This window comes from Polaromonas sp. P1_G4 (assembly GCF_056405475.1).
Genome location: NZ_JBFUCA010000576.1, coordinates 1 through 2,496 on the forward strand (window position 1 = coordinate 1; position 2,496 = coordinate 2,496).

At 66.0% G+C, this 2,496-nt stretch carries 3 protein-coding genes; all 3 read right to left on the reverse strand.

Annotated features, from left to right (window positions below; translation table 11 throughout):
- The coding region (locus tag AC1D1X_RS20695) for a metal ABC transporter solute-binding protein, Zn/Mn family (RefSeq protein WP_477699049.1) at window positions 1–806 on the reverse strand (806 nt) is incomplete at its 3' end.
- A 42-nt stretch (window positions 807–848) separates the two neighbouring features.
- Window positions 849–1,751: a metal ABC transporter permease gene (locus AC1D1X_RS20700; RefSeq protein ID WP_477668043.1), complete on the reverse strand. Its 903-nt coding sequence runs from the start codon at window positions 1,749–1,751 to the stop codon at window positions 849–851.
- A partial coding sequence (locus tag AC1D1X_RS20705) for a metal ABC transporter ATP-binding protein (protein ID WP_477699050.1) occupies window positions 1,751–2,496 on the reverse strand: 746 nt, incomplete at its 5' end. The genes AC1D1X_RS20705 and AC1D1X_RS20700, both read right to left, overlap by 1 nt.

The following is a 2,496-nucleotide window of genomic DNA, read 5'->3' on the forward strand; positions in this document are numbered from 1 at the left end:
GGGCCGGGTGTCACACCCGCGTCCTTGCTCAGTTGGGCGAGCAGCTTGGGGTTGCTCATGTTTTCAAAAAACACGGCCTTGATCTTTTCGCGCTGGATCTGCCGGATCAGTTGGGCGACTTCTTTGGCGCTGGGTTCGGCTTCGGTGGAAATTCCTTGTGGCGCCAGGAAGCTGACCTGGTAGTGCGCGCCGAAATAACCGAAGGCGTCGTGTGAGGTGATGACCTTGCGTTTGGCGGCGGGGACGGCGCTGAGCTGCTCTTTGGCCCAGGTGTCGAGTGCCTGCAATTCCTTCACGTAGGCTTCGCTGTTGTCTTTGTAGGTGGCTGCGCCGCTGGGGTCGTGCCGTGATAGCGCCGCCGCGATATTGCGCACGTAGATCACGACGTTGGTTGGGTCCTGCCAGGCGTGCGGGTCGGTTTCTTTCCCGCCTTTTTCACCGGGCATGGTGCGTGCCTTCACGCCTTGTGAAGCCACCACCGCCTGGCCCTTGTAGCCGGCGGACTTGACGAGTTTTTGCGCCCACGGTTCAAAGCCCAGGCCGTTGCTGACCAGCAGCTTGCTTTGCAACAGGTTTTTGGCATCCACGGGTTTGGGTTCGAATACGTGCGCGTCTTCGTCGGAGCCGACCAGCGTGGTGACGGCGACGCGGTCACCGCCGACCACACGGACGAGGTCGCCGAGGATGCTGAAGCTGGCGACCACAGGGATTTTGTCGGCGGCCATGCCGGCGGTGGCGGTGGCCAGCAGTGCGGCTCCGACCAGGGGTGTCAGCAGTTTGCGCGCCAGGTGTTTCATGAAAGTCATGGAAGGGCTCCGGGTTGGTAAAGAAAGGAAAGATGCGCAGCTTCAGGCGGTGCGGTGCGTGCGCGCGAACGTGCGCGGCAGCCAGCCGCCGGGTGCCAGCAGCAGCGAGGCAAAGTACAGCGCGCCGGCGCAGCCGATGATGGTCGGGCCCGAGGGTGTATCGAAGTGGTAAGACAGCAGCAGCCCGGCGTAGCCTGCCGCCATGGCCTGCGCGCCGGCGTTGGCGAGCTGCGCGGGCAGGGTGTCGTGCCACAAGCGCGCCGACACCGCGGGCAGCATCATCAGGCCGACGGCCATCAGCGTGCCCAGCGTCTGGAAGCCGGCCACGAGGTTGATGACGACCAGCATCAAAAAGCCTTGCTGCCAGGACCATTTGAAAGAGGCGCTGCGGCCCGTTGCAGCCAGGAACACCGGGTCAAAACTTTCGAGCACCAGGCCGCGGTAGGCAGCCGCCAGCGCGACCAGGCTGATGCTGGCCACGCCGGCCACCAGCAGCAGGCCCGGCGTGTCGACGCCCAGCGCGCTGCCGAACAGGATGTGCAGCAGGTCAAGCTGCGTGCCGTGGCCGGAAATGAGCGTCACGCCCAGCGCCAGCGCCACCAGGTAAACGGCAGCCAGGCTGGCGTCCTCTTTCAGCGTGGTGGCGCGGCTGATGAAGCCGGCCAGCGCGGCCACCAGCATGCCAGCGAGTACGCCGCCTGCGGCCATGGCCGTGAGCGACAGGCCGCACAGCATGAAACCGATAGCGACACCCGGCAATATGGCGTGGCTGAGCGCGTCGCCCAGCAGGCTCATGCGCCGCAAGGTCAGGAAAACGCCCAGTGGTGCGGCGCTGAGCGATAGCGCCAGCGTGGCCACCAGCGCGCGGCGCATGAAGGCGTATTCGGCGAACGGCGCAAACAAAACGGCCCAGGCGCCGTGAAAGGCGTGCAGTGCGGCTTCCATCACGCAGCAGCCTTGTGCAGCGCGGGCGCGTGCAATGCCGTTGGGGCGGCCAGTGCCTTGTCGTCAATGCGGCAGGCTTCGGCGCTTTCGTCCCATGCCTCGGCCATCGCGCGGGCGCGTGCCAGGTTGTCTTCTGTCATGACGTGTGCTGTGGGGCCCCAGGCGACGGCTTCGCGCGCCAGCAGCAGCGTTTGCGGAAAATGTGCCCGCACCTGGGCGTCGTCATGCAGCACGGCAATCACGGTGCGTCCCTGGCCATGCCACTGGCGAATCAATGCCAGCAGCGCGGCGGTGGTCTTGCTGTCTATTGCGTTAAAGGGCTCGTCCAGCAGGATCAGGCGGGCGTCCTGCACCAGCAGGCGGGCAAACAGCACGCGCTGGAACTGCCCGCTGGAGAGCGTGTCAATGGGCCGCGCTTCAAAACCTTCTAGGCCGACGGTGCGCAAGGCCGTGCCGACAGCCGCCCACTGCGCTTCACTGACTCCGCCCCACGCGCCCTGTGAAGGCCAGCAGCCGAGCAGCACGGCATCGCACACGTCCATCGGAAAGCTGCGGTCCAGCTCAGCCTGTTGCGGCAGGTAGGCGATGCGCGTGCGTGGCGTTGCCGTGGTGACCTGGCCGCCCGAGCGGGGCAGCAACCCCATGATGCTTTTGCACAGCGTGCTTTTGCCGGCGCCGTGGGGGCCGACCACAGCGGTCAGCGAACCCGCCGCGAAGTGACCGCTGACGTGGTGCAGCGCCGGAT